Origin of the sequence: uncultured Rothia sp. (assembly GCF_916049665.1) — a bacterium.
Taxonomy (GTDB): domain Bacteria; phylum Actinomycetota; class Actinomycetes; order Actinomycetales; family Micrococcaceae; genus Rothia.
This window is the reverse complement of sequence record NZ_CAJZIE010000025.1, coordinates 19681-27802: the sequence shown is the minus strand read 5'-3', so window position 1 is coordinate 27802 and position 8122 is coordinate 19681. Positions and strand designations below refer to the sequence as shown.

General features: G+C 62.0%; 6 protein-coding genes. All 6 read right to left on the bottom strand.

Annotated features, from left to right (window positions below):
• Nucleotides 1-95 precede the first annotated feature (95 nt).
• Complete coding sequence (locus QZ540_RS03810) at nt 96-2384, bottom strand: YafY family protein (protein WP_294627878.1); 2289 nt, start codon at nt 2382-2384, stop codon at nt 96-98.
• A gap of 146 nt (nt 2385-2530) precedes the next feature.
• On the bottom strand, nt 2531-2926 hold the full coding sequence (locus tag QZ540_RS03805; protein WP_005508667.1) for an FKBP-type peptidyl-prolyl cis-trans isomerase: 396 nt from the start codon (nt 2924-2926) through the stop codon (nt 2531-2533).
• A 114-nt stretch (nt 2927-3040) separates the two neighbouring features.
• On the bottom strand, nt 3041-4102 hold the full coding sequence (locus tag QZ540_RS03800; RefSeq protein WP_294627876.1) for an FKBP-type peptidyl-prolyl cis-trans isomerase: 1062 nt from the start codon (nt 4100-4102) through the stop codon (nt 3041-3043).
• Between the two features lie 231 nt (nt 4103-4333).
• On the bottom strand, nt 4334-5806 hold the full coding sequence (gene pafA, locus QZ540_RS03795) for a Pup--protein ligase (RefSeq protein WP_294627874.1): 1473 nt from the start codon (nt 5804-5806) through the stop codon (nt 4334-4336).
• A gap of 27 nt (nt 5807-5833) precedes the next feature.
• Nucleotides 5834-6028, bottom strand: a complete 195-nt coding sequence (locus QZ540_RS03790; RefSeq protein WP_005506016.1) for a ubiquitin-like protein Pup — start codon at nt 6026-6028, stop codon at nt 5834-5836.
• A 227-nt stretch (nt 6029-6255) separates the two neighbouring features.
• Nucleotides 6256-8070, bottom strand: coding sequence for a depupylase/deamidase Dop (gene dop / locus QZ540_RS03785; protein WP_294627872.1), 1815 nt, complete (start codon nt 8068-8070; stop codon nt 6256-6258).
• Nucleotides 8071-8122: the final 52 nt, after the last annotated feature.

Sequence of the window (8122 nt, the reverse complement as noted above, 5' to 3'; positions counted from 1 at the left end):
AACCACCAAGACATGAGCACCATTATACAAGTTTTAGGTTAATGTTTTGGCCCCTTGGAAGGGTTTTTAGGGCGTTTTTGCTTGTGGGTGAAGTGCTAATTTTCTGCGGGCACACCTGCAGGCACATCTACAGACGCACCCCTGCGGCTACTCGCGTTGAGGATGCGCAACTGCTCAAGCAGCGCCGCACGCAGGTGCGCCGGGCCGATGAGCTCCAGGGCACCTCGGTGCGCGATGACGGTATCGAGGATGTTCTTATCGCCGGCACCGTGGGCGTTGTTGTAGTAGTGGATGCGCACGTACTGGGTGCGTGAAGCCTTCTTCACGTGGTGGGTGCTTCGACGTATGTACGTTGCGGTGAGGGTATCGAGCGGTTCACCGCTGGGAATATGCTCGGTCGGGTGAATGCGCAGCTCAGCAAAGGGGTTGGTCTGGGTGCTGTGCTGCTGCGCGTGCCAGTTCGGCACGGTGTCCCCGGTGACCGGGTGGGTACGACCCGCACCCGCCTCGTGGATGTGGTTGATGCGGGTGAGGCGGAAGTTACGCCAGAAATTGGGTTCCTTCTCCCCCGCCTCACTGTCCGTTGCCTCGCTATTCGCTTCTGCGTGAGCAAAAGCCTCGGGTACATACTCGGGCACTTCTTCACCGCGCGCGGCATAGTAGCGTTCCTCAGCGGTACGGCACCACGCATGCAGGTACATGTGATCGCGGTGCAACACCAGCGCATACGGGTCGACCAGGCGGTCAGCGGCACGCTCAGAGGTACCGTAACCAATCGTCACGGCGTTGCCGCTGCTCAAGGCGGCGGTCGCCTCCTGCAGCAGCGGTTCCTCGGGTGCGAAACACAGGTGCTGCGCGTAGACAGGCGCATTCGGGTACGCGGCGGCGAGCGCCTCACGGATACTGCCCAGGCGCGCATCCGCCGGGTGCAGAATATCTGCGGCAGACAGGGTGAAAACCAGAATGGCGAGCTCAGTGTCGGTGAGGCGCGCGTAGTCCAGTAGGGTGTGCGGGGTTGCGCCGCCAAAGTCCGGCAGCAGGTTAATGTAGCTGGGCTTGAGTGCGTCCGGATCCTTGGGGTCGGCGTCGAAAGGTACGGTGTCTACCTGCGCGAAAATCTCGGGAATGATTGTCTTGCCGAGGTCGCGGTTTTTGTCGGTGTCCACACTGTAGAGGGCGTTGAGCTGGTTCAACGGCATGGGTTCTTCATCGTGGGCGCTCGCCCAGCGGTCGGCACGGTGCAGGCCCAGAATCAGGTCGACGAGGGCATCAAGGACATTATTGCGGTTACGCTGGTCAATCTTGCTCCAGGTGCCGGGGTCCTCGACCGCGCCGCTGTGCAGATCGGTGAGGGTGCGCAAGAGCTGCTGCTGGGCGGCGTAGCTATCACGCTGGCGGGTGGGCGCAACCTCGGAACCCGAATCAGCAGAGGCTGAATCAGCGGGTGGCTCGATAACGCAGCTGTAGCTGGTCGCCGCCACGGCGCTATCAATCGTGCCGTACGAGGGCACGGTAAAGGGCGCCGAAAGCGTGGAATCGGCGTTGACCTCCACGACGGACAGGTACTCTTCGTATCCCTGAATGTCTTCAAGCCAGTTCTTGGCGTTGAAGGTCGCGTTGATGGGGGTCGAATCGATACGCGAAAGCATCGTGAGCTTCTGAATGCGGCTGGCGCGGAACGTGTACTCCTTACGCTCCGAGCTCTCGGTGTAGTAGCCGACAAAGTACCAGGTGCCGTAACGGTAACCAATACCGGCAACACTGACCTTCTCCTGGGTGCGGGTCGCACCGGCGGCAGTCTGGTAGGTGAACGTGACCGTCTTACGCTCCGCATAGGCGGTGAACAGCTCGTTCAGGTGCGGGTTATCGCTAAAGTAAATGCGCTGAAGGGGCTCACGGTAGCTGTACAGGCTCTTCGCGCGCTGACGCTTGCCGGTCTTCGGGTCCAAGATCTTCGCGGCGGCGAGCGCCTCATCGGTGAGGTTCTCGCTAGTCAGCGCAATCTTACGCAGGATGCGGTAGGCGTCGTCCTGCAGTTCTGTGCCTTCCCAGCCGCGCAGGATGGTGTTGATGAGGCGGAATTCTTCGGCGGTGGGGTTCCATGCGGGCAGCTGTGCGGCCTTACTGGGTTCGAGGCGGTAGCGCTCCCCCAGATCCGTGGTCACGTGGGTGATGCGCGCGCCGGCATCACGTAGGGTCTGCTTGGCTCGCTCAAAGGCGCGTTCCTGGGACTCGCTGAGGGAGCCGTTCGCGCGGGTCTTGACACCGAGCAGGGTCAGTAGCTCGGTGCGGCTGATGCCCTGGGTTCGGGTTGCGGTATCGGGCGCCTCGGCGGCGGTGGCGAGGCGGTTCAGGGTCATGAAAAGCTGAGCTGCGGTGGACATGATTCCATCATACCGTGTGTGTTCCGCGGCACTTACTCAGCATGTGGGTACACAAAAGCCCGGCGCCCCTCCCACAAACGGGAGAAAGCACCGGGCTATGTGTCTCTGCGCGTCTTACGTGAGAAGCGCGAGAACCTGGCTAGTCCTTAGCGGACGTCCAGCAGGTCCACCACGAAAATCAGGGACTCGCCGGGCTTAATGACCGAGCCAGCGCCGCGGTCACCGTACGCCATGTCGGCGGGAATCTCCAGGCGACGACGACCGCCAACCTTCATGCCAAGCAGGCCCTCATCCCAGCCGCGGATAACCTGGCCAACACCCACCTGGAACGGCAGCGGCTCGCCACGGTTCCAAGAAGCGTCGAACTCTTCACCGGTGGAGAAAGCCACACCAACGTAGTGGGTGAGCACGCGGGAGCCGGGAACAACCTCAGCGCCTGCGCCCTCGATCAGGTCGGTGATGACCAGCTCGGTGGGGGCGTCGCCCTCGGGGAAATCGATTTCAGGCTTTTCGCGGTCGAGGTTACGCTGACCGAAAGACATGGGTGTCTCCTTTGATTGGTTCGAAATGAATCGAAATAGTGGGTGCGCCCGCCGCCCATACAGGATAAGCGGCGAGCGCTGTGTAAAACACTATATAAAAACGTGGGTGCCGGGCTACTGTGCGGTAGCCGAAGCGGTAGCTGCCGGGGTTGCGGTCGCAGAAGCATCAGCGGTTGCCGAGGCGGACGCCTCCGCAGCAGCCGCGCTAGAAGCAGCCTGAGCACGCTGCAGGGTCTGCGGGTTCTCCTCCGCGCCCAGAATATCAACCACGAACACGAGGGGACCCGAAGGCTTGGAACCGCCGGTGTCGTTACCGTACGCCAGATCCGCCGGGATGACCAGCTCAACGCGGGAGCCGACCTTCTTGCCCTTCAGACCCTGAGTCCAGCCCTTGATAACGCCCTGCAGAGAGATACCCATCGGGGTGGCGGCGTCGTAGTTGCCGTCAACGACCTTACCGTCGGAGTACTGCACGCCAATGTAGCGCACGTACACGGTGTCGGTTTCCTTGACCTCGGCGCCCTCGCCCTCGATGAGGGTCTTAGCGGTCAGCTCGGTGACCTCCGGCTTGTTGTCGGGCAGCTTAATTTCAGCCTTGCCGGTGGACTCATCCAGGGTGAAGGACGGCAGCGACGGGTCAGCCTCAACAGCCTTACCGGTTGCGTACTTGGGCAGCTTCGTCTTCACGGTGTACACCTCAACGTTGGTTGCGGCGCCGGGCGAAGCGGTCGTAGTGGTCACGCCCGCGGTGCTGCGCTGCTGCAGAACGTTGGTGGTGTACGAGAAAGAACCGCCAACCTTAATCTTCTTCAAGGTTTCGTACACCTGCGGTGCAGCCTGCTTCAACTGATCGTTAATCGGCAGCAGAATCGGCTCGCTGGAGTAAGTGGAACCGTTAAGCTTGCCGTCGGTGCCGTTGAACACGGCAGCCTCAACGAGCACGTAGTCACCATCGTTGATGGACTCGCCGTTACCTTCCTCAATCACGTACGCGGAGGGGCTAGAAGCGGCGAAGGGAGTCGCGAAAGACGCCTCAGGCTCAGCGGTCGCGTGCTTCAAGGTGTACTGCACCTTAGACAGGTCGCCGTTGTTGGACTGTGCGCCACATGCAGACAGTGCGAGCGCAAGAGCTGCCGCGCTGGCACCAAAGATAGTGAGCTTAGAGCGTTTGGTCATGGTGTTATCCTCTGGGGTTTTCTGTGAGAGTGGGGCGTGTGAGTGCCCGTGTGCCACAGAACAGTTTACAGGTATAGGTTTAGCTGTTTTATGCTACGGCACGTAGCTGTGTTCAGGCTGTGTTGCGGCCGGGGTGTTCCCGAAGGCCCGAGAACCCCGACCGCTGGCGGGTTTCCCCTGATCAGGGCGTTTCTGGCGGTGCTGTTTAGCGAAGCTACGTAGCGGCGCTATTTAGCAGGGCGGCGGGAATGCTGCCTCCTGATGCTGACGCGCCTTAGACTCCAGCAGGCTCAGCACCTCTTCCAGCTCCTCGCTGCCGGTAGCGAACGGGTCCTTACACACGAGCGTGTGCTGCGGGTACGCGTTGAGCTTCAAATGCACCCAGTCCACGGTGAACTGCTCCCCCGCCGCAACCGCCGCATTAATGAAACGCGAGCGCTGGGTGGCGCGAGTGTTCGGCGGCTGAGTCTTCGCCGCCTCCGCAGCGCCCTCGGGCAGGATTCGCTTGACCGCACCGCGACGAACCAGCGCGTGGAAGACGCTACGCTCCGGGTCGATGTCGTGGTACGCCAAATCCAGCTGACGGATGCGGGCGCTCGCATAATCGGCAGGCTGACCAGCCGCGCGGGCGCGGGCAATGTACGCGTCCAGGAGCTTCTTCTTAATCGCCCAGTCAATCTCAGTGTCAATGCTGCTGTAGTCGCCGGACTCGATAGCGTCCAGGGTGCGTTGCCACAGGTCCAGGGCGTATTCCACGTGATGGTGGTGCGCACCGTACTGCTGCACGTACTGGCGTGCCGCATCCAGGTAGTGACGCTGAACGCTCAACGCCGTGTAGTGCTTACCATCCGTGGTCTCAAAGGTCGCGGTGCCGGTCAGATCGTGGCTGATAGCGCGCAGAGCCGCCGGAACAGACACAATATCCAGGCTCGTAACCGGGAAGCGGTCCTCCAGCATGCGCAGCACCAGGTCGGTGCTGGCAATCTTCAGCAGGGTCGTAGGCTCCGCCATGTTCGAATCGCCGTTGATGACGTGCATGCGACGGAACTTCGACGCGTCCGCGTGCGGCTCGTCGCGGGTGTTAATGAGCGGGCGAGCGCGGGAGGTCGAGGTGGATGCCGCCTCCCAAATATGGTCGGCACGCTGCGAGAACGAATACGAGGGCACACCCGTGCTGGACGCCGGGTCGGTCGAACCGGGCACCGGGCCACCCTTCGGGTGGGTCTTACCGGCACCAACCAGAATCTGGCGGGTCACCAGGAACGGCACGAGCTGGGCAATCAGGTCGTTGAACTGCAGCTTACGGCTGATCAAGTAGTTCTCGTGGCTACCGTACGAGTTGCCCGCCGAATCCACATTGTTCTTGAACAGGTACAGTTCACCGTCGAGGGGGCGACCCTCCGAACCAGCGAGCAGGCGCTTGCGGGCGGTACGCGCCAGGTCAGCGAACAGCAACTCACCGGCGCGTTCCTGCGCGAGCAGCTCATCAATGCTGCCGCACTCGGCGGAGGCGTACTCGGGGTGCGAACCCACGTCAAGGTAGAGCCTGCCACCGTTAGGCAGGAAGACGTTCGTTGAACGCCACTGATCCAGGACGGGCTTGAAAAGGGCGGCGGCGGATTCTTCGATGCTCAGCCGACCGAGCCCGTGCGGGACGTAGCTGAGCCCGAATTCGCTTTCAATGCCGAAAATACGGTGTTCCATGATGCTGACCCGGCGCAGGTGCGTCGGTTACTCGCCGCCCTTCTGGACGAAGCCGGTGACGAAGTCTTCAGCGTTCTCAGCGAGCAGGCCGTCAATTTCGTCGAGCAGGTCGTCGACCTCGCTCACGTCAGAAACCACGTGGGAGGCGGCGAGGGTCAGTTCCTGCTCCTGCTCGGCTGCGGTGGTTTCGGTCTGCTGTGCGCTGATGCGTTCGCGGCTCATGGTTCTCTCCTTCAAGGGTTTTGTTCAGACCGGTTAGGGGCGGTCTGAACGTCAAGTGATGGGGTCAGGCAGGGTGTGTAAATAAGTTGCCGAAGGCGATGCGCGCCGACTGCCGCAACCCGGGTACTGCACCCTACCTGTGGGTTATGTGGTTTTCACTCTTCCGAATGGGGGTATTCACCCCGGGGAAGAATATGAGTTTATGTGGGTTTAGTGGCTGTGAGGCGCTACTGGCGCAGGCGGCTCAGCAGCGCATCCGAATGGTTCACCTCATCCAGCAGCGGCTCCACCTCAGCGGCACCGTAGCGGGTCGGCTCCATCATCGTAAAACGAGTCAGATCTTTCGAATACCTGCCGCGGCACGAGACCGTATCCCAGTTAATACCCAGGATCTCCTCCGGCCAACGCGCCATCAAAGTGCCACGCAAAAACGCGCGAGTCTCACGCGGCGGCTCAGTCGTCGCACGCTCCACCTGCTCCGCAGAGAACAGCGTGCGCATGCGCCCGCGCGCCACCAGACGGTGATACAGGCTCTTCGACGGGTCAATATCAGCGTACTGCAAATCCAAAGCCTTCAACTTCGGATTCGCATAATCTACGCCCTGAGCGACATAACCGCGCACCAGCGCATACTTCGCCACCCAGTCCAGGCGGTCAGCCAGCGAGAGCGGGTTGGTTTCCAGGGCGTCCAGAACCTCGCCCCACAGGTCGAGAATCTGCGCGGTCGCAGCATCCACACCCGCCGGGTTCGACTCCTCATGCGCACGGGACGCCTCATAGTAGGCGCGCTGAATCTGCAGGGCGCTCGCGGAACCACTCGTGGAGACCGGGTTCGGCAGGGTCGCCGAAGAAGGTGACAACGGCAGCTGAACCGACAGCGACAAATCGTGGCTGACCGCGTGCATCGCCGCCACCGGATCGGACAGACGCACACCCGGCAGCACCGGAGCCTGCTCGCTGTGCGACTCAATCAGGTTCATGACCAGCGCCGCCGTACCGAACTTCAACAGGTTCGAATAGTGCGAGAGGTTCGCGTCCGCCGGAATCACGTGCAGGCGGCGGTACTTCGACTCATCCGCGTGCGGCTCATCGCGCGTATTCACAATCGGGCGGCGAATCGTGGTCTCCAGACCAATCGTGCGCTCAAAGAAATCAGCACGCGAACTAATCTGGAAGCCAGGAACCTCGCCGTGCGTACCAATACCCACACGGCCCGCACCCGTGAAAATCGCGCGGGTCGCAAAGAACGGCAGGAGCGCATCCGCCACCTGCTCGAACGGAACCTCGCGGCTAATCAGGTAGTTCTCGTGCGCGCCGTAGGACTGGCCCTTCGAGTCGGTGTTGTTCTTGTACAGCTTCACCTGCGGCAAATCCTGCCCGTGGTTGCCCAGTTCCACCAGCGACTCGTACGCCAGCGCATCACCGGCAGCGTCATAGAGCACCGCATCGGCGGGGGTCAGCACCTCCGGCGAGGAATACTCCGGATGCGCGTGATCCACGTACAGGCGCGCACCATTGGGCAGAATCGCGTTCATGGTTACGCGGTCCCAGTCCAGACGCTCCGGGAAACCCCCGCGGCCGTGCACGCCGGCGAGCGCATCCAGGGCGCTACGCGGCTCGGCGGGCTCACCCGGTGCCTGCACGCCAGCCTCACGCATAATCTCCAGGGCGATATCTTCGCTGGTCAGCTCGGTACGGGTGTGCGTCATCTGGCTCGAGTGGGCGGTGGAGGCGTCCTGAACCTGACCGAACGCGTCACGCAGCGGCGACTCGGACTCACCCAGCCACTGACCCTCGGGGGTGGTGGTCGAGTAGTTCTCTGCCTGGCGTGCCTGCTCGGCGGTCAGCTCATCCGCCAGGGCTCGGCGCTGCAGCTGCTCGCGGAATGCGGCGCCGCGGCGGAACGCCAACTTGGCGTAGGTGTTGACCACCAGTGCCGACAGCACGGTCGGGTTGGTGCCCGGCGCGGAGGGCGCGATGACGCCGTACTCGGTTTCTGCACCCATAATGCGGCGCACGCCGTAGCTGGGGGTGGAGTTCATGGGGTTCTCCTGAAAAATATATACCTTTAAAGGGCTGGACCTGCGGTAATGC